Source organism: Aquimarina hainanensis (assembly GCF_042684685.1).
GTDB lineage: Bacteria > Bacteroidota > Bacteroidia > Flavobacteriales > Flavobacteriaceae > Aquimarina > Aquimarina hainanensis.
In genome coordinates this window covers 476959-497248 of the sequence record NZ_JBHULX010000004.1, presented here as the reverse complement: position 1 = coordinate 497248, position 20290 = coordinate 476959, and the positions used below count along the sequence as shown (strand labels likewise).

Sequence of the window (20290 nt, the reverse complement as noted above, 5' to 3'; positions counted from 1 at the left end):
AAATAAAACCTTACTCTATAGAAGAAAAACTACCAACCATGAAACACCTACTATTATTTGTTTTGGCATTCCCCATAATGCTAAAAGCTCAAATACAAAATACCCCCATCGATCATCTCGAAGACATTGATTTTATAGCCTATCTCGATAGCGATGATGTTTCTCCAATTCTTACTGAAACCTCAATTATAAAAAACAGCATTGAGATAAACTCTCCTCCTGTCATTTCCGACCTTAACGGAGATACTTTCACCTATACAGAAGGAGATGGGAGTAGACGTATTGACCAAGGAAGCAACTTAACTATCACTGATACTGATTCCCCTGATTTTGATGGAGGAAACCTCACTATATCGATCACCTCTGGAATAGATATCTTTGAAGACCTTCTCTCTTTCGATACTACCGGAGCTATTTCTTTTTCTGGTGCAACAACTGGCAGTAATATCTCTGTTGGAGGAGTTACCATCGGAACACTGGGGAATAATATTTCTACAGGGAATGATCTGATTGTAAATTTTAACGCCAATGCAACGATTACCCATATAGAAAGCCTGACCCGCGCAATTATATATGAAAACACCGACAATGGCCTCCCGACTCCCGGAGCAAGAAACATTCGTGTTACATTACATGATGGAGATGGAGGAACTTCAGCTCCCTCAGACATATCCATAAATGTGGTTGAAGTAAACGATGTTCCTGTAACCATTAATTTAAATGGTGACTCCTATACCTATAATGAAGGAGACGGAAGTACCAATATCGATCAAGGGGCTCCCCTTTTCTTTATAGATGTAGACTCCCCTGATCTAAACGGAGGAAACCTAACGGTTTCCGTTACCTCAGGAAAAAACCCTTCGGAAGACCTCCTTTCATTTTCAGGTACTGTAACCCTGGAAGGAACCACAACAGGAAGCAATGTCACTGTTGGCGGTTCAATTATCGGGACTCTGGGAAACAATATCGCCTTGGGAAACGACCTGATTGTACACTTTAACACCAGTGCAAACTCTTTCAGAGTTCAAACATTAATACAAGCGATCACTTACGAAAACACCAATACAGATAACCCCTCTACAGCACCAAGAACTATTAAAACAACTATTAATGACGGGGATGGAGGCACCTCTCCAGATGCGAACGTTACTGTCACGATAACAGATATCAACGACCCTCCTTATATAAGCAACTTGACCGGAGACAGTTTCATCTACACAGAAGGAGACGGACAACGCATTATCGATCAAGGAACAAATATTATACTGGATGATATAGACACCCCCATATACAATGGAGGTCATCTAAAAGCTTCTATCAGCAACGGATCTGCCCCTATAGAAGATATACTATCCCTGGCAACTACGGGAAATATATCTCTATCTGGCACCACCTCTGGAAGTACTGTGTCTGTGGAAGGAGTTCCTATTGGTCATTTATTATCCGACCTCTCCCCTGGAAATGAATTATGGGTTGTCTTCAACGGAGATGACACCGCTACCCTCAGCAAGGTTCAAACGCTTTTACGAGCAATCACCTATGAGAACAGTAATACTGACAACCCTATCACTGGTCCCAGGACCATCAGTGTTACCGTGTTTGATGGCATTGAAAAAGAATCTCCTCCTTCTGAAGCTACTATCACTGTTACTGCTACAAATGACCCTCCTGTGATCCATGCATTAAACGGAGGCGCCTGGACCTATACCGAAGGAGATGGTCCCCGATTTATTGACCGACATTCATCCTCAATTATTTTTGATGTAGACTCTCCTGATTTTGATGGTGGTAATCTTAGTATTGAATTTATTTCCGGCAAAGATGCTTCTGAAGACTTTTTATCTATAGACACCTCCGGAAACATCTCACTATCAGGAACAAGTTACGGAAGTAGTGTTACGATCGGAGGAACAACTATTGGCTCCTTAGGTAGTACAATTGCTACTGGAAACAATCTGATTATAAACCTCAACACAAATGCTACATTTTTTAATGTGCAAAATTTATTACATGCCATTCAATATCAAAATATCAATAACGAAACTCCTACCACTGGAGCCAGAAATATCAGAGTAACTATTAATGATGGTGATGGAGGGACCTCCTCCAATAACGATCTCATCATTACAGTAGATAATCAAAATGACATCCCTACTATCTCAAACGTAGACGGAGACACGTTTACTTATACTGAAGGAGATAACAATACCCTTGTGGATCAAAATGCAAATGCAAATATAAACGATGTAGATTCTCCTAATTTTGAAGGAGGAAATATCACCGTAACTATTACCACCGGAAAGGATCCTGAAGAAGATGTATTATCCTTAGACACTTCTAGTGACATAACTCTCTCCGGAACCACCGCCGGAAGCACTATATCTATTAACGGGACTCTTATTGGTACGCTTGGGAATAATATAGCCCCTGGAAACGACCTGATCATAAATTTTAACGCAGATGCAACTCCCACTCGAGCACAAATACTACTTCGAGGAATAACCTATAACAATACCAACAACCAAGCTCCTACTACAGACACAAGAAACATTAGCATCAGTATCAATGATGGTGACGGAGGCACCTCTGCCACCAGCAACATAACCATCTCTATATTAGCTACCAATGATCCTCCTGAAATCAATAATCTTAATGGAGACGTCATTTCCTATACAGAGGAAGAAGGAAAAGCTATACTTGATCAGGAAGTCACCGCAATAGTATCGGATGTTGATTCCCCTGATTTTGACAAAGGCTCCCTGTACGCCACTATTACATCTGGCAAAGTCTCTTCTGAAGACATTTTATCTATAGATATTTCTGGAATAATTTCTCTCTCCGGAACAAATGCCGGCAGCAATATTATTGTTTCCGGAACAACCATAGGAACACTTAACAATACGATTGCCGAAGGAAATGACCTCCTTATCACTTTTAACACACACGCAACCCTCAATAGCATACAATCCGTATTACAAGCTATCACCTATGAAAACATCAATACGGACAACCCTGCTACAAACACAAGAAATATAGAAATCACATTAAACGATGGGGATGGAGGAACCTCTACCCCATCAAATATAACGGTTGATATAAACAACATTAATGATGTTCCTATTATAACCCATTTAAACAACGACTCTTATACTTACATAGAAGGCAATGGCAATACATTACTAGACCAGAACAACCCGGCAGGTGTCAGTGATGTGGATTCCTTTAATTTTGAGGGAGGCGTTTTGCTAGCCAGTATTACATCAGGCAAGATTCTTGCTGAAGATCTTTTATCCATAAACACTTCTGGAGTGGTTTCCTTATCCGGAACAAATGCTGGCAGCAATGTCATTGTTTCCGGAACAACCATAGGAACGCTGGACAATACAATTACGGAAGGAAATGACCTGGCAATAACCTTTAACCCCAATGCAACTGCTGACAAAATACAAAAACTAGTCCAGGCACTCTCCTATGAAAACACGAACACTTCTAATATAACAGTTGGCAGCAGAACACTTCATATTTCTATCAGTGATGGCGACGGAGGCACTTCTGCCCTTTCTGTAGTAAAAATCTCGGTGATCAGCAGTAATACTCCCCCAACTTCTGAGAACCTTACTATTTCTTCAATATATCAAAATATCGCATATACATTTTCACTATCTCAAATCATATACTCAGATCCTGATAACGATCCATTGGATCACATTCGAATTACTACAATTCCATCCGGAAATTTATGGATAGACACAAACAACAACAATAATATTGACAATACCGAAACCATTATTACTCCCAATACTATTGTCCCCAGAGTTTCTTTAGAAAACAACCTTCTCAAATATCATCAAACCGATAACATCAATACATCTTTTGATTTTGAAGTTAATGACGGAACAGTATACAGTACGCATACCTATACTGCGGATCTATTAGTAATTCCTTTTCCCGAAGTGTATTTCTCCAACGACTCTCCATCCTCTCCATCCATACAAGAAAACAAAGGAACTTCTACTATAACAGTAGCCTTATCACATGCCTATGGAGCTGATGTAATCATTCATTTAGACTATACCGCTAGCACTGCTACCTACGCTCAGGATTTTGATGCTCAAAAAACTATAGTTATTCCAGCGGGAAATACTCATATCGAACATACCATTACTTCTATAGACGATCTCGATATAGAAACAAACGAATCGATCATCATTACATTCAGCACGGTAGAAAATGCACATATTCGGGAGAATGAAATTAACACAGTAATCATTACCGACAACGACACCAACCTTCCTCCCTCTGTTTTATTAAGCTACTCTGGTGCGACTCCTACAAATGCATCACCAATTACCATTCAGTTTGACTGGAACTCAGAAGTTATCGGCTTCTCTATTAATGATATTACCAGTTCTATGGGGATCTTATCTAATTTTACTGTACTTAATTCTAAAACCTATAAAGTGGATATTATTCCAATTACAGAAGGGACAATCACAGTTTACGTCAATGAGAATACTGTAACTGATATAACTGGAACCCCTAATAATAAATCAGAAATACTCACTATCGAATACAAACACACATTACACCCAGCTCCAGAGGTTCCTTTCTCGATACACCCAATACCAGCATCCGAAATCATAACGCTGACCGCTGACACAAACAACTATCTCGAAGTTGCCAGAGTCTACAATTCACAAGGCGCTTTGGTTTTAGAAAAAAAACTAAATGGAAACCGAAAAAACAACCCAATTGACATTTCGGTATTAAGCGCAGGAATTTATTTTATTGAAACTATGAGCAAAAAAGACACTTTCACCTATAGAATCATAAAACAATAACCTGTTTTTATATCCAAAAATCTTAACCCCAAAAAAGCCTTATTGTGATTTTGCAATAAGGCTTTTTCTTTAAAACACGTGTTTATACTTGTTTACTGAAGTTTCTTTTTCCACTACATTTACAACATGATGCTAATAACGAAAACCAACATGAACTTGAGAAAAACGCAGAAGACCTTACTAAAGATCATTCCGCTACTAATTGTAATTTTAATTGTGACGGCACTAACAATGAGCTTATATCTTTTGCTATACCTATACTAGCAACACTTCTTTCTTGAATTACATTCCAGTCCGAATGGCCTCTACAGGATCTAACCTAGATGCTAACCAGGCAGGTATAATCCCTGCAATCAATCCAATAATTGTAGACCAGAACATTCCCCAAAAAACATTGGAAGCAGAGAGAATAAATTCAAAATCTCCGGTAAAATTAGAAACCAACGCAAAAACACCCCACACCATTAATAACCCGATCACTCCTCCAAAAACTGCTAGTACAATTGCCTCAAACAAAAATTGCAGCAAGATAAACTTTCTTTTTGCACCCAGTGCTTTTTGAATTCCAATTAGATTTGTTCTTTCTTTAACACTAACAAACATAATATTAGCAATTCCAAAACCACCTACCAACAAAGAAAACATCCCTATAAAGCCCCCAATCATTGACATCGTACCAGTTATATTATCAATAAAATCCGTAAACCCTTGTAATTGGTTTACAAAAAAATCATCAATTTCGTCCGGCTTCAGCCCTCTGAAAGCTCTTAACTTTTGTTTTATCGCCGCTATAAATTCAGGCACATCAATACCTGACTCAGGTTTGACAATAATCCCAGGAATCACAAACTTATTACTATCTCCAAAGATTCGTCTTACAATATTTACCGGTAAAATAACGGTCGTATCTTTGGAATTACCGAATAACCCGGCTCCTTCTTTCTTTAAAACACCGATAACTGTAAATTTCCTGCCATACATCCGAATTTCTTTCCCCACAGGATCTTGTGACCCAAAAAGGCTATTTGCTACTTCATCACCAACCACTACAACCGGAGCTCCCGTTATCGACTCCTGCTCATTATAAAACCTACCTTTCACCACCTGAAGCTCTTCAATATCATAATAATCACTCGTCACAGGCACCACCTCTACATTACTAATACTTTTATCCTCATGCTTAAGAGTTTCCGAATTAACATTTACGATAAAACTGGCTGCTTTAAGATCAGGAAGATCTCTTTTTAGGTGCTGATATTCCTCATAGGTCACATCAGGAAATTGCTCTCTCTTCCATTGAGGCACTGAAGACGGTCCAAAAGAGAACCTCATAATATAGATCGTACTATTATCCAGAGAACTGATACTCCCTTTTATCTCTTTCTCCAGAGAATCCACCGCAGATAAAACAGCAATAATAGAAAAAATACCAATCGTAACCCCTAACAAAGAAAGAAACGTTCTTAACAAATTATTTTTCAGAGCATTAATAGCAAAATTAAAGCTCTCCTTCAGCACTCTTAGATAAATTAACATTTTCTTTTTTTTGACTAAAGTTAGACCTACATAAAGATATGACGTTTTCTAATCAAATTCGTTACAATTATCTAGAACAAATACATACAATTAGGTTATCAGATTATAGACTAAATTGCTACTTTTGCCTTTTATTAACAAAACGACCGATGAGCAATACAAAAACGGCAAAATCCGCATTAATTTCAGTATTTAGTAAAGACGGATTAGAACCTATCGTAAAAAAATTAGATGAACTTGGTATCACCATTTATTCTACCGGAGGTACAGAAAAATTTATAAAAGACCTCAATATTGATGTTATACCAGTAGAAAATGTTACTGATTACCCTTCTATTTTAGGAGGAAGAGTAAAAACATTACATCCTAAAGTTTTTGGAGGAATCTTAAACCGTCAGAACAACGATAGTGATGTTGCAGAATTAGCGCAATATGAAATCCCACAAATAGATATTGTTATTGTAGATTTATATCCGTTTGAAAAAACTGTAGCCTCTGGAGCTTCGGAACAAGATATTATTGAAAAAATTGATATTGGAGGAATCTCCCTAATTAGGGCGGCTGCAAAAAACTTTGCTGATGTCACTTGTGTTTCATCAGTAGCAGACTACAGCGAATTTTTACAAATCATAACAGAAGGAAAAGGGACCATCTCTTTAGCCGATAGAAAACGATTCGCAGCCAAAGCATTCAATGTTTCTTCTCACTACGACACTGCTATCTTTAATTACTTTAATTCTGATCAGGAAATTACTGTTTTTAAAGCCAGCGAACAATCTTCTCAATCTCTTAGATACGGAGAGAATCCACATCAAAAAGGAGTCTTCTTTGGAGATTTTGAAGCCATGTTTGATAAATTGCACGGAAAAGAATTGTCCTACAACAATTTACTGGATGTAGATGCTGCCGTAAATTTAATGGGGGAATTCGCTGGAGAAGCTCCCACCTTCGCGATCTTAAAACACAACAATGCCTGTGGTGTTGCACAAAGAGAGACGGTACTACAATCCTATATTGACGCATTGGCAGGAGACCCTGTTTCTGCTTTTGGAGGAATCTTGATTTCCAATTCCGAAATTGATCTTGCTACCGCTAATGAAATCCATAAACTATTCTGTGAAGTAGTGATTGCCCCCTCTTTTAGCAAAGAAGCCCTCGAGGTATTAAAAGGGAAGAAAAACAGAATCTTATTAGTCCAAAAAGAAGTAAACTTGCCAAAGAATCAGGTTCGCACCTGTCTTAATGGGCTGTTAGTTCAGGATAAAGATTTAAAAACGGATACTGAAGCTGATTTAAAAACAGTAACAAAAGTTGCTCCATCTGATGCACAGATAGACGATTTACTATTTGCTTCAAAAATATGTAAGCATACAAAATCCAATACAATTGTTTTTACTAAAGGAAGACAACTTCTGGCTAGTGGTACAGGACAAACATCCAGAGTTGATGCTCTTAAACAATCTATAGAAAAAGCAACTTCATTTAATTTTGATCTTTCGGGAGCAGTTATGGCCAGCGATGCTTTCTTCCCATTCCCTGATTGTGTAGAAATTGCAGATAAAGCAGGTATAAAAGCGGTTATCCAACCAGGAGGATCTATCAAAGATCAATTAAGCATTGATTACTGCGATGAAAATGGAATTGCAATGGTAATGACCGGAACAAGACATTTTAAACATTAATTTTAGTACATTTACTTAATGATAACCCTTTTTTAAATTTTTATATGGGATTTTTTGATTTTTTCACTGAAGAAATTGCAATAGATTTAGGTACCGCAAACACCTTGGTAATTCATAACGATAAAGTTGTAGTAGACAGCCCCTCTATTGTAGCTAGAGATATTATGTCGGGGAAAATCATCGCAGTAGGAAAAGAAGCTGCTATGATGCAAGGAAAAACCCATGAGAACATAAAGACAATTCGTCCTCTAAAAGACGGGGTAATTGCTGATTTCGATGCCAGTGAAAAAATGATAAGTATGTTTATCAAAGATATCCCTGCATTAAAAAAGAAAATATTCACCCCTGCACTACGAATGGTAATCTGTATTCCTTCTGGTATTACAGAAGTAGAAATGAGAGCTGTAAAAGAAAGTGCAGAAAGAGTAAATGGAAAAGAAGTATACCTAATACACGAACCGATGGCTGCCGCCATCGGTATCGGTGTTGATATCATGCAGCCAAAAGGAAACATGATTGTAGATATAGGTGGAGGTACCACTGAGATTGCCGTAATAGCGCTTGGAGGAATCGTATGTGATAAATCTGTAAAAATTGCAGGAGACGTATTCACCAATGATATCATTTATTATATGAGAACCCAGCACAACCTGTATGTTGGGGAACGCACTGCCGAAAAAATAAAAATAAAAGTAGGTGCTGCCACCGAAGATTTGGAACTTCCACCAGAAGAAATGAATGTTCAAGGTAGAGACTTACTAACAGGAAAACCAAAACAAGTTCAAATTTCGTATCGAGAAATCGCCAAAGCATTAGACAAATCCATTTTAAGAATTGAAGATGCTGTGATGGAAACACTCTCTCAGACTCCACCCGAATTAGCTGCCGATATATACAATACCGGAATTTATCTCGCAGGAGGAGGTTCCATGCTTAGAGGGTTAGACAAACGATTATCTCAAAAAACAGATCTTCCTGTATATATTGCAGAAGACCCTCTTAGAGCCGTAGTTAGAGGAACAGGGATTACTCTAAAAAATATTAACAGATATAAAAACGTACTTATAAAGTAATACCGTATATAAGAAAATAATAATTTCTATATACCTAAAATTCGAATTTTACGTTATCCTACCTTATACAGTTTCTAAAAGGTAGGATATATCTTTTGAGAAACTATAGACAAAAGTATTGGAAACTTATTTTTAAACAATGCAGCAGATTATCAATTTTTTAATAAGAAATAAGAATTCTCTGTTATTTCTGCTTTTATTAGTATTCTCCTTAATCTTAACTATTCAATCCCATTCTTATCACAAAAGTAAATTTATTAGCTCTACCAATTTTTTTACAGGAGGGATATACAACTGGAGGCATTCCATTTCTCAATATTTTCATCTCAAAGAAGAAAATGAGCGTTTACTGGAGGAAAATGAATACTTAAGAAATAAAGTGGCACTTCTGGATAACAATCAGACAACGGAATCTTTTGTAGACACCAGTTCTTTTGATATCCCCTTTCGATACATCAAAGCCAAAGTGCACAAAAACGATTATAGCAAAAGCGACAATTACATCCTGATAAACAAAGGAGAAAGAGATAGCCTTACTCCTGATATGGGAGTTATTACCGACAAGGGAATTGTTGGAATTATAGAAAACACATCTCATCGGTATAGTCGTGTAATTTCGATTCTCAACAGCAATTCCCGGATTAATGCCGGATTAAAAAGCTCATTTCATTACGGCTCTCTTACATGGAATGGAAAAAACCCGAATTTAGTCCAACTAGAAACCGTTCCAAGGCAAGCTATTTTAAATAAAGGAGACACTATCATCACCCATGGTAGATCTACAATCTTCCCTAAAGGAATTGGTATTGGCACTATCGAAAACTTCACACTAGACCAAAATAAAAGTTACTATCTTATCGATGTTCGATTATTTAATGACATGACCAATATTGGCTTTGTATACGCGATTAGAAGCAATGATAGAACCGAAATAAAAACCATTGAAAACCCTGCGAATGAATAACGATATTGCAACACATACATTTCGGTTTTTATTTCTTGTCCTCATTCAGATACTTATTCTGAATCACATTAACTTTCTGGGATATCTCAATCCGTATCTGTATATTATTTTTATTTTACTAGCGCCGATAACCATCAACAGAAGCTTGTTTCTGGTCGTATGTTTTTTACTAGGATTGTTTATTGACATGGCTGGGGATTCAGGAGGAATTCATGCAGCAGCCTGTGTTACTATTGCCTACTTAAGACCTTTTATCCTTCGTTCCTCTTTCGGGTTGAGTTATGAATTCCAAACGATAAAACTAAACAAAGTCCGTTTTGGAGAGCGATTAGCCTATGTAACGCTGATGGTACTAATTCATCACCTCATTTTATTCTTCCTGGAAACATTTAACTTCTCGCATATAGTGACTGTTTTGAAAAAAACGTTATTTTCCAGTCTATTTACAATTCTAACAACAATGCTTGCACTAGTCTTGTTTAGAAAAAACAATTCATGAGGAAACTTTTGTTATATCTAATTGTCATTACTACCGGAGTTATTTTTATCTCCAGGTTATTTTATCTGCAGATATATAACACGTCATTCGCCTCTCTTTCTGAAGACAATGCTATAAAAGTCATATATGATTACCCTCAGCGAGGGACTATTTATGACAGAAATGGAAGATTACTGGTAACCAATCAACCCTCATATGATGTGATGGTGATTCCCCGGGAATTAAAACCATTTGACACCTTAGAATTTTGCTCTATTCTAAACATAACCAAAGAAAGATTAAAAAAGCAATTAAAGAAAGCCAGAACATATTCTCCCAGAGTCCCTTCTATTGTTATTCCGCAATTAACAAAAGACGAATATGCTTTTCTTCAGGAAAAAATGAGAAAATTCGAAGGATTCTTTATCCAGAAACGATCCTTAAGAGATTATCACACAAGAAATGCTGCCAATGTTCTAGGATATATCAGTGAAGTAAACAATGCACTTATCAGAAAGGACCCTTATTATCACTCCGGAGATTTAATAGGGACAGGAGGAGTAGAAAAGCAATACGAAAAAGAACTCAGAGGTGTTAAAGGTGTAAAATATATTCAGAAGGACCGATTCAACAGAGATATTGGTCCATATAAAGAAGGACGATTCGACACCCTTCCTGTAAATGGTAAAGACCTCACCATTACTCTTGACATTAAACTACAGGAGTATGGCGAAAAGCTCATGAAAAACAAAAGAGGAGGAATTGTAGCAATCGAGCCTTCAAACGGGGAAATACTCGCCTTGATTACTGCTCCGAATTATGAACCCGAATTATTGGTAGGAAGAAAACGCTCCAGAAACTTTACTAAATTATATTACGATACTATTGCCAAACCTTTATTTGACAGAGGCCTTCAGGGAGAATACCCGCCTGGTTCTCCTTTCAAAGCGATAAATGCTTTAATTGCATTACAAGAAAATGTGGTGGATATTAACGAAGGGTTTTCCTGTCATATGGGATATTATTACGGAAAAAAGAAAAGAAGATTTGGGTGCCATTCCCATAGAAGTCCTTTATCTCTGATTCCTGGACTTTCACATTCGTGCAATGCTTATTTTGCCAATGTATATCTCCGCATTATTAATAAATATAGTACCCCACAAGAAGGAATTGACAATTGGAGTAGACATGTGAAAAGTTTTGGTCTCGGAAATTATTTAGGAAATGACTTATCTGCCGGAAAACCAGGAAAAGTTCCTGATGCCAGTGTATACAACAGGAAATATAGTTACCCTAAATATAAATGGTATGCCACAGGAACCCTTTCTAATTCTATAGGACAAGGGGAAATTCTGGCAACCCCTATTCAGTTGGCCAATATGACCGCTGCAATTGCTAACAGAGGGTATTTCTATACTCCTCATATTCTAAAAAAGATCAATGATATCCCCATACAAATAGAACAATACACCAAACCTAAAAAAACGACTATTGACAAAATACATTTTGAACCTGTAATAGAAGGGATGCATCAGGTATATGTTAATGGAACTGCAAAAGCACTACAGATAGAAGGGATTGATATCTGCGGAAAAACTGGAACAGCGGAGAATTTTACTAAAATCGACGGAAAGAGAGTCCAATTAACGGATCATTCTGTTTTTGTTGCCTTCGCTCCAAAGGATGATCCTAAAATTGCTCTTGCCGTATTTATCGAAAATGGATATTGGGGAGCGCGATATGCTGGTAAAATTGCCAGTCTTATGATAGAAAAACACCTCAAAGGAGACATCTCCAGAAAGGACCTGGAACAATGGATTCTAACACATAGCTTAGAAGAAGAATACAAAAAACCATACAGCGGAGAACCGTTTAAAATTAATCAATAATGGCCAAGTCGAGTATAGCTGCTATAGACTGGATATCAGTCGTTTTATTTTTTACGTTAGTCTTATTTGGGTGGGTAAATATTTACTCCTCTTCGCATGGAGAAGAAGCATTTTCGTTTCTAAACTTTTCAAAACCGTATATCAAACAAGCTGTCTGGATTGCATTAAGCGTTGGAATTGTCATTATCGTCCTGGCCATTGAAGCTAAATTTTATGAACGGTTTTCTGGATTGATCTATGTACTATCACTCTTATCATTAGCTGGACTTTTCGTACTAGGAAGCAAAATATCTGGTGCTACTTCCTGGTATCAAATTGGTCCTGCCGGATTACAACCATCAGAGTTTGCTAAAGCCGCAACAGCTCTGGCAATTGCCAAGTTCTTAAGTGATATGCAAACAAACATCAAGCTTTTCAACCATCAGTTAAAGGCTTTTTTAATTATTATTATCCCTGCCTTTTTAATCACCTTACAACCGGATCCCGGTAGTGGCCTTGTATATGCAGCATTTTTTTTCCCTCTTTATAGAGAGGGGTTATCAGCCATGTATCTTATTATCGTTGTATCTGCTACACTTCTCTTTATACTAACGCTGCTTTTTAATCCTTTATGGGTAATACTTGCCATTACTGGAGTGATGATTCTTTTACTGATAAAAAACAGAAAACTACGCCCTAAATACAGTAACTACATACTGACCATCGTCATGATTACTGCCTTTTGTTATTCCGTTAATTATATATTCAACAATGTTTTTGAACAAAGACACAGAGATCGCTTCAATATTGTTTTAGGAAAAGAAGTCGATGCCAAAGGAATAGGTTATAACACCAATCAAAGTCAAATTGCTATTGGAAGTGGTGGATGGACCGGAAAAGGATGGAAAGAAGGAACCCAAACAAAAGGAGGCTTTGTTCCGGAACAGCATACTGACTATATATTTAGTACCGTAGGAGAAGAATGGGGATTCTTAGGCGCCACTGCTGTTGTGGTTCTATTCGTATTACTACTGATCAGATTACTTCAGTTAGCAGAACGGCAAAAATCTCAATTCAGTAGAGCTTATGGTTACGGTGTCGTTGGTATCCTCTTCATTCACTTTTTTGTAAATATTGGAATGGTAACCGGCTTATTACCCACCGTTGGAATACCACTTCCTTTTTTCAGCTATGGAGGATCGAGTTTATGGGGGTTTACTTTATTACTATTTATTTTCATCAAATTAGATGCTAATCGAGTAAACGAATGGTAAGAGCCTAAAATTTCCATTGGGCCGCATTATTTGCCCGTTCCAACTTATCTTCTACATGATCTTCTAGGCTTTTAAAAAAATCTATCCCTGTCATCCTCTCTATTTGATCTACCGGAACAACAAACTCCTTAAGTTTTTTATTTGAGTCTTTTGCAGGTAATAACAAACCAATCATTTTACTTTTATCGGTATCCATTATTACTTTATAAAAATACTCTGGAACGGAAACTGCTTCATAACCAATAGAAGGCAATCCTTTAGTCAGCACCCCTCCAGTCACTACATATACCCCATCGTATCTACGCGCCCAATATCTCACCTGTTGTTCCAGGTCGTTCCATATCCCTGCATTAAACGAGGAGTTTTGAGGAGTGATATTAGAGGTCAGAAACGTCTCTTCGAAAGCCTTATAACTAAACTTTCGATCCGCAGCCGGACATAAATGCCCCTTATCATAACCAGAGTTTTTATAATTCTTCCAATCTGCCGACATGCTTTTCACTTTTCTATCTTCAATAAAATACGGTCTTTTAAACTCTTTTCTGGAAAGATGTTCTTTCTTTAATTCATACGCCACCCATTCTGCCTGTTCATGTGTTTCTGAATAAGACAACGTATAATAATCATGAACTATAATTTTATCAGTAGTTGAAGTTGGTAAATAATAAAAAGAGCTATGCTGCTTCTCTTCATTCTTTGTATCTCCTTTTGTATTTCCTTCAATACTCCCTTCTAAATAATAAAACCCTATAGTTACCAAAATGATCAATATCGGGTAAATATACTTTCTACTCAAAACCTTTTCTAATTCTAAAATTAAACATTTCAAAAGCAAATGTAAGGCAATCTAATTAACTATCAAGACCGTTTTGACGCTAAGAGAAAAGAAAATTTAACAGTCTTCTCCCTTGGTAAAATTGACGTTCCAATAACAGCTTAATTATTGTATATCAGCAAAATAAATCAAAAAACCCATTATTTTACGGTTTAACCTTTTATATTTTGAGCAGTGCCCGCATCACTATAAGCCATTAAAATACATACTTTAGTCTAATCGATTTTCCTTAAATCTATAAACCTATTTTTCGACATTTGAAATTAACTCTATGAGTATACTGATGATTACCCCCATACCTCCCTTTCGATCGAATCCTAGAAAAAAAAATACTTTTTCTCTATAAATAGGTATTATGGAAAATAATATAGAAAACATAGTCGAACATTTATTGTTAAGGAATCGAATCCGGAATTATAACAAAAAGGATTTGAAACTTCAATTACGTGTACACCCTAATTTTCCAAGTTTTCAATCCATAACTGACACTCTTGATTATTTTAACATAGACAATGTAGCTGTCGAAGTCCCTAAAAGTTCTTTAGAACAGCTTCCACAGGACTTTGTATCTATCATTCATACAGACAATGGAGACGAGATTGTTTCCGTAAACAAAAAAAACAACCGAATAACTTTAGAAAACACAACTCTAAAAAGTAATGTTTTAGACTACAGTAACTTTTCTTCCATATGGGTTCCAAAAGTAATCGCTGTAGAAAAAGAAGCTAAATCATCGATAATTTCTAAAAAGCCTTCTTTATTTAATCTGTTACTACTGATTTCAGTTGCCAGTTTTATTACTATTTTTATCGGGAAGACACATTCTATACCTAGTATTAGCTTTTTCTTATTAAGCATCACCGGGCTTATCCTCAGCTTTTTTGCTGTTCAGGAAAGCCTAGGTATCCAATCACAGACAGTACATCAATTCTGTTCGTCTGTTGGCAACACTAATTGTGGAGATGTTATTAACAGTACTCAAGGAAAACTCTTTAATACCATTTCATTAGCAGATATGGGGTTGTTATTCTTTGGTTCTCTGGTATTGTTTCAACTATTTTTCGGTTTTAACAGCACATTACTCATCCCGACTCTAATTAGTATTCCAGTTACCTTATATTCGATATACTCGCAAGCATTTGTTCTCAAGAAGTGGTGTGCTTTATGTATTGCTACTATTTTGACTACGGCAGGTATTCTAGCAATCGCTATGACTACCTTACCCTTTCAGTTTAGTTATAGTGGGATTTACAACTTATTAGCGATCTCTTCGTTATTCGGTACTTTCTACATATTTAGCCGAGAAAAAATAGCCGAAAACAAAAAAGCAAAAAGTGAAAACATTGATCTTACAAAATTCAAAAGAGACGAGGAGATTTTTGAATATTTTTTTAAGCAATCAAAGGTCATAGAAGACACTACTAAAATAAGTAATGAAATCATCCTTGGTAATCCTGGTTCCAAGTTTAAAATAATAACATTAACAAATCCGATGTGTGGATACTGCAAGGAAGCCTTTGAAGCATATGCCAGAGTATTAAAAGCACATGGAGAACATCTTCAGGTCACAATACGATTTAAAGTTTCTCAGGATTCTCCAGAAGATCAGGCTCGACAGATCAGCCTGAGGTTAGCTGAGATATACCATGAAAACGGGGCTGAAGCTTTTATAAAAGCATATTCAGATTGGTTTAAAGACAGAACCTATACCGCCTGGATAAAAAAATACAGCACTTCTATTAATAACCCTGATCATATCAGAGTATTAAAGAAACAAGCTGCCTGGGCAGAAACGAATGATTTATTTTATACTCCTGCCAGTATTATAAATCATACCGTTTACCCAACAAAATACACCTATAAGGAATTTTTTCACTTTATAAGCGCCTTAAAAGAAGAACATCGCTTAGTAAAGCTAACGGAAGAAAACCTTGTAGAGGTTTAAAATATCATATCATCATCATGTGGAAATACAAGACATTGAACAAACTTAACTTATTCTTAGAAAAGAATTCAGCACATCTTGATGATTGATTTCGATTATTAAGACTCTTTTTCTTCACACACACAAAGAAGACATGAGCCCCGAGTGTCTATAAATATTCGGGGCATTTTTTCCTAATGAGACCAGCTTTTTTCTTAATCCTGTCTGCAATTCCATTCTAGCTTTTCTACTTTATAGAACTAGCCTCTTCTAACATCCAATGCATCGCGTAATGCATTCCCCAGCAACATAAATGCCATCACCAAACTCATAATCCCTATTCCCGGAATAATTGCCAGATATGCTTTTCCTAAAATGATATATGAATAATGATCTTTAATCATTGCCCCCCAACTAGGTGTAGGAGGTTGCGCCCCTATCCCCAGAAAGCTCAAACCACTTTCTATCAGAATAGCTGCTGCAAAATTAGCTGCAGAAATAACAATTACCGGAGCTAAGCTATTCGGCAGTATATGACGTGTAATTATACGAAAATGATTATATCCCAAGGCTTTAGCTGCTGTTACATATTGCATTTCTTTGACCGCTAAAACCTGCCCCCGAACAACTCGTGCTACTTCTACCCACATTGTCAATCCAACGGCTATAAAAACTTGCCAAAAGCCTTTTCCTAATGCCAATGTAATAGCAATAACCAACAACAGTGTAGGAATCGACCAGGTTACATTAATTAGCCACATGATCAATGCATCAGTTTTCCCACCAAAATATCCTGCTAGTGCCCCTAATAGCACTCCCAGCAATAATGATATCAAAACGGCTACAAAACCAATAGAAAATGAAATACGAATCCCTACGAGCATTCTACTCAATAAGTCTCTTCCATATTTATCTGTACCTAATAAAAATGTTTTTTCCTGAATATAGTGATCTGCAATTTTTTCTCCGGTACTTACCTCCTTAAAGCGCGAAACTCCATATTCTTTTTTCATACCAGCTAAAGCCCCATCTGCATATGGGAGAATCGTTACGGTAGTATCAGCAACTTCATACTGTTCTATCGGGATTTCAATACCACTATTTTTCTCTCCAAAAAACGCTTTATCACCCCAGTTTTGACTGGTTTCATCTTTTGCTGGCAATGTCAAAATTTTTACAGAAAACCCCGGAGGCTTAGAATGTATAGACAAATGCATTTTATTTGCATTCTGGGAGTTATCTGGTGCAATTAAATACGCAAAAACCGCTATAATCCCACAAAAAAGAATAAACCAAAAACTTAAAACGCCCCAAAGATTCTTTTTAAATCTTTGGAGCGCCAATCTACTTAATGAGTTTGATTGTTCTTCTAGCATGTATATTTTTAATTTTTGAGAGAAAGAGAACTCTTTGACTTTCTTATGTTATTAATTTTCATATCCTCTAACACACTCAAAGCTTCTTCTACATAGACATCCTTACTAAGGTTTTCGTGCCACCTTTTTCGCTTTTCTGCCAGTACGGTATCCTTTTGGATTAGCTCCCGCTCATAAGGAAGTGATTGAAATGTCAATGTTGTTTTATAGTCATAAATTGCATCAAAGCGCTTTGCCTGATCCTCATTCTGAGCTCTACTTGCCTTATAATCATCATAGTTTAGAGAATATGTGTCGATATCTCTTTTTTCACGTACCCACTTTGCATTTTCATCGATCAGCTTTAACTGCTCACTTTGTGCCATACGGTCCTTACTTCTAGTAATCGTTTCCTCAAAATCTATATAACCATCCCACAGGGTATAATCCGCAGCAGGGATTTTGTCCCATGGCAGTGGGTTTTCCTGATCTTTTTCTCCAATATCTATATAACTATATCTATCCGGAACGACTACATCACTCTTCACTCCTTCTAACTGCGTAGACCCTCCATTTACTCTATAAAATTTCTGAGTGGTTAATTTTAATGCCCCAAGATCACCAAAATCATTACTTCTCATCCAACGATTAAGATCCATTACATTTTGGACAGTCCCTTTTCCATACGTCTGCTTACTTCCTATAATAATAGCTCTTTTATAGTCCTGCATAGCTGCGGCTAGTATCTCTGATGCAGATGCCGATAATTCATTTACCAAAATTACTAAAGGTCCATCCCACAAAATACTTCTATCTCTATCACTCAACACTTCTGGAGATTCTCCTTTTGTTCTCACCTGCACAATAGGTCCTTTATCAATAAACAACCCAGCGATATCTACTACCGTCTGAAGGGAACCTCCACCATTCCCTCTCAGGTCGATCACAAGACCATCCATATCCTGTTCTTTTAGATGTACTATTTCCTTCTTCACATCATTTGCCGCATTACGTTGATTGTAATCTTGCATATTGAAATAAAACTTCGGCAGATTAATTACGCCATATGTCTTTCCATTTTTCTTAACCATTGAAGATTTTGCATAGGTTTCTTCAAGCTCTATAACATCTCTGGTAATCTCTATATTTTCTACAGTTCCGTCAACTTTTTTAATTGTCAAAATAACCTTAGTTCCCTTAGGTCCTTTGATCAAAGTAATCGCATCATCAAGCCTCATTCCTCCAATACTTACCGCCTCCAGCTCGTCTTCCTGTCTAACTTTCATAATAATATCTCCTACCTGTACTTTATTGTCTCTCCATACAGGTCCTCCGGAAATGATTTCTACAATATTGACATTTCCATTCTTTTTTTGCAAACGTGCTCCTATCCCTTCCAACTTACCTGACATCGCTATATCAAAACGATCTTTATCCTGAGGTGCAAAATAATACGTGTGCGGATCAAATTCTTCTGCAATAGAATTAATATAAATAGAAAACCAGTCTTTTCTTTCTAAATCACTCGCTACATCAAAATATTCTTTTAGTGACGTTCGTGTTATTTCTCTTGCTTCTCCTTCTAATTCTACAGCTGTTTTTCGTTTGTATGTATCATTTTTCGTCAGAGAATCAATTTGTTCTTCTACCTTATCATAATAGCCAGATAACGAGTTAAACTTTAACTGTAAACGCCATCTTTCTTTCATCTCTTCTTTATTGGTAACATAAGAAGAATTTTCATAATCTGTATTTATGGATTCTTTTTTATCAAAATTAAAAGGTGTATCTAAAATTTCCTGATATAATACACTTGCTTCTCCTATTCGCTTTTGCAAACGGGAATAAGTCAGGTTAAAAAAAGAAATATCTTTATTTTTTATCTGATCATCAATTAGTGTTTCGTATTTCTTAAATTCCTCTATATCACTTTTATAAAAAAATCTTTTCAGAGGATCTAACGCTTCTACATAATCCTTATAAACACCTTTAGAGAAGGAGTCATTTATATCTTTAGCATCATAATGTCCTTTACTAAGTACATAACTAATTAAATCAATCAATAACTTATCCTTATCGGGATCTGTTTGGTTTTTGGTAGTAAAACTGCAGGAAACAGCAGAAACAATCACGGTAAGCATCAATACCAGAGCACTCTTTTTCATACGCTTATTATTTTGTAAATTCAAGACACAATAGGGGGCACACTATGCCAATAGTAAGTAATATTACTAAATATTTTTTAAAACAACTAATATTATCCCCTGACGATGTTCACACACCTTTTATAAAAACGAAAAAAAAATACGGATGTTACAAAAAGTTAAGATTGTTTTTTTCTTCAAAAACCAGATACAAAAGCAGGGAATTCTACTACACATTCCCTTGTTTTCATATCTGGATCAATAAAATAAATATTTCCATCATGAATTAAGATCTGAAGCCTGTATTTATACGATA

At 36.5% G+C, this 20290-nt stretch carries 12 protein-coding genes; 8 read left to right on the top strand and 4 right to left on the bottom strand.

All coding sequences use genetic code 11. The features are described 5' to 3' along the window. The first annotated feature begins 38 nt into the window (after positions 1-38). Positions 39-4841, top strand: a complete 4803-nt coding sequence (locus ACFSTE_RS07455) for a T9SS type A sorting domain-containing protein (RefSeq protein ID WP_378257296.1) — start codon at positions 39-41, stop codon at positions 4839-4841. Between the two features lie 282 nt (positions 4842-5123). Here the strand turns inward: ACFSTE_RS07455 and ACFSTE_RS07450 are convergent, their stop codons facing one another. Then, the gene (locus ACFSTE_RS07450; RefSeq protein ID WP_176028582.1) at positions 5124-6377 is read right to left on the bottom strand and encodes an ABC transporter permease; all 1254 of its coding nucleotides are present in this window, start codon (positions 6375-6377) and stop codon (positions 5124-5126) included. A 149-nt stretch (positions 6378-6526) separates the two neighbouring features. Between ACFSTE_RS07450 and purH the strand changes: the two genes are divergently transcribed. From purH to rodA, 6 genes are all read left to right on the top strand, one after another. Beyond that, positions 6527-8059, top strand: a complete 1533-nt coding sequence (gene purH, locus ACFSTE_RS07445) for a bifunctional phosphoribosylaminoimidazolecarboxamide formyltransferase/IMP cyclohydrolase (RefSeq protein ID WP_176028581.1) — start codon at positions 6527-6529, stop codon at positions 8057-8059. Positions 8060-8103: 44 nt separating this feature from the next. Next, positions 8104-9132 (top strand): rod shape-determining protein, encoded by a 1029-nt coding sequence (locus ACFSTE_RS07440; protein WP_176028580.1) that lies wholly within the window; start codon positions 8104-8106, stop codon positions 9130-9132. Between the two features lie 139 nt (positions 9133-9271). Next, positions 9272-10096 (top strand): rod shape-determining protein MreC, encoded by an 825-nt coding sequence (gene mreC, locus ACFSTE_RS07435; protein ID WP_176028579.1) that lies wholly within the window; start codon positions 9272-9274, stop codon positions 10094-10096. Next, positions 10089-10595: a rod shape-determining protein MreD gene (locus tag ACFSTE_RS07430; RefSeq protein WP_176028578.1), complete on the top strand. Its 507-nt coding sequence runs from the start codon at positions 10089-10091 to the stop codon at positions 10593-10595. Before mreC ends, ACFSTE_RS07430 begins: the two co-directional genes overlap by 8 nt. Further along, the gene (mrdA, locus tag ACFSTE_RS07425; protein ID WP_176028577.1) at positions 10592-12463 is read left to right on the top strand and encodes a penicillin-binding protein 2; all 1872 of its coding nucleotides are present in this window, start codon (positions 10592-10594) and stop codon (positions 12461-12463) included. The genes ACFSTE_RS07430 and mrdA overlap by 4 nt, the downstream gene beginning before the upstream one ends. Then, positions 12463-13716 carry a rod shape-determining protein RodA gene (gene rodA / locus ACFSTE_RS07420; RefSeq protein ID WP_176028576.1) on the top strand — a complete coding sequence of 418 codons (1254 nt, stop codon included), beginning with the start codon at positions 12463-12465 and terminating at the stop codon, positions 13714-13716. The genes mrdA and rodA overlap by 1 nt, the downstream gene beginning before the upstream one ends. Positions 13717-13720: 4 nt before the next feature. Here rodA and ACFSTE_RS07415 read toward each other — a convergent pair whose 3' ends face one another. Continuing rightward, a complete protein-coding gene (locus ACFSTE_RS07415) occupies positions 13721-14512 on the bottom strand; it encodes a DNA/RNA non-specific endonuclease (protein ID WP_378257301.1) in 792 nt (263 codons plus the stop codon). A 394-nt stretch (positions 14513-14906) separates the two neighbouring features. Between ACFSTE_RS07415 and ACFSTE_RS07410 the strand changes: the two genes are divergently transcribed. Next, the gene (locus ACFSTE_RS07410; protein ID WP_378257303.1) at positions 14907-16496 is read left to right on the top strand and encodes a vitamin K epoxide reductase family protein; all 1590 of its coding nucleotides are present in this window, start codon (positions 14907-14909) and stop codon (positions 16494-16496) included. 239 nt (positions 16497-16735) lie between these two features. On the opposite strand, the gene ACFSTE_RS07405 is transcribed toward ACFSTE_RS07410, so the two are convergent. Beyond that, complete coding sequence (locus ACFSTE_RS07405; RefSeq protein ID WP_378257305.1) at positions 16736-17851, bottom strand: ABC transporter permease; 1116 nt, start codon at positions 17849-17851, stop codon at positions 16736-16738. A gap of 8 nt (positions 17852-17859) precedes the next feature. Next, the gene (locus ACFSTE_RS07400) at positions 17860-19995 is read right to left on the bottom strand and encodes a carboxy terminal-processing peptidase (protein ID WP_176028572.1); all 2136 of its coding nucleotides are present in this window, start codon (positions 19993-19995) and stop codon (positions 17860-17862) included. Positions 19996-20290 lie beyond the last annotated feature (295 nt).

Bases quoted from the DNA above. Each gene is read 5' to 3' on its own strand.
- ACFSTE_RS07400 (WP_176028572.1), bottom strand. From the start codon at position 19,995: ATGAAAAAGAGTGCTCTGGTATTGATGCTTACCGTGATTGTTTCTGCT.
- mrdA (WP_176028577.1), top strand. From the start codon at position 10,592: ATGAGGAAACTTTTGTTATATCTAATTGTCATTACTACCGGAGTTATT.
- ACFSTE_RS07440 (WP_176028580.1), top strand. From the start codon at position 8,104: ATGGGATTTTTTGATTTTTTCACTGAAGAAATTGCAATAGATTTAGGT.
- ACFSTE_RS07405 (WP_378257305.1), bottom strand. From the start codon at position 17,851: ATGCTAGAAGAACAATCAAACTCATTAAGTAGATTGGCGCTCCAAAGA.
- ACFSTE_RS07455 (WP_378257296.1), top strand. From the start codon at position 39: ATGAAACACCTACTATTATTTGTTTTGGCATTCCCCATAATGCTAAAA.
- ACFSTE_RS07450 (WP_176028582.1), bottom strand. From the start codon at position 6,377: ATGTTAATTTATCTAAGAGTGCTGAAGGAGAGCTTTAATTTTGCTATT.
- purH (WP_176028581.1), top strand. From the start codon at position 6,527: ATGAGCAATACAAAAACGGCAAAATCCGCATTAATTTCAGTATTTAGT.
- rodA (WP_176028576.1), top strand. From the start codon at position 12,463: ATGGCCAAGTCGAGTATAGCTGCTATAGACTGGATATCAGTCGTTTTA.
- mreC (WP_176028579.1), top strand. From the start codon at position 9,272: ATGCAGCAGATTATCAATTTTTTAATAAGAAATAAGAATTCTCTGTTA.
- ACFSTE_RS07410 (WP_378257303.1), top strand. From the start codon at position 14,907: ATGGAAAATAATATAGAAAACATAGTCGAACATTTATTGTTAAGGAAT.
- ACFSTE_RS07430 (WP_176028578.1), top strand. From the start codon at position 10,089: ATGAATAACGATATTGCAACACATACATTTCGGTTTTTATTTCTTGTC.